This window comes from Paraburkholderia madseniana (genome assembly GCF_009690905.1).
GTDB classification, from domain to species: Bacteria; Pseudomonadota; Gammaproteobacteria; order Burkholderiales; family Burkholderiaceae; genus Paraburkholderia; species Paraburkholderia madseniana.
Genome location: NZ_VOSW01000328.1, coordinates 1 through 454 on the forward strand (window position 1 = coordinate 1; position 454 = coordinate 454).

1 pseudogene is annotated in these 454 nt (G+C 54.0%); it reads left to right on the plus strand.

The features are described from left to right. Nucleotides 1-100 precede the first annotated feature (100 nt). Nucleotides 101-283 (plus strand): annotated as a pseudogene (locus tag FSO04_RS46055) (DDE-type integrase/transposase/recombinase); the annotation flags it as partial. Between the last annotated feature and the right edge of the window lie 171 nt (nt 284-454).

The following is a 454-nucleotide window of genomic DNA, read 5'->3' on the forward strand; positions in this document are numbered from 1 at the left end:
GTGTAGATAGATGCCTTTGTAGAGGCTTGAGCCGTATGCTCCTAAAGGCGCACGTACGGTTCTTAGGGGGCAGCAGCGCAGCAATGCGCTGCTGCTACCCGACCAGGACCATCGGGCCATCAAACGCAGAACCCGACCGATGCTCGGGCTCAAGGATTTCAACTGCGCGCGCATCACTCTGAGTGGCATCGAATTGATGCACATGATCAAGAAAGGACAGATGAAATGTTCGGGCAGAATTTCGCTGTCTGCCGCCCAGCAATTTTACTCGTTGGTTTCATAAGCCATCCTCCGCATATCACCTTAGCTTGACCCGCTTTCCTTACCGCGACACCCATTAGTCGGCCGAAGTCAAGGTACGAGTTTAGCCATCGCCGGATTGCCGTGACGATGGTCATTTTCATCGTCACGGCAATCCGGCGAAATTCCTTCCGTTATCCTGTCTCGGCTGCCT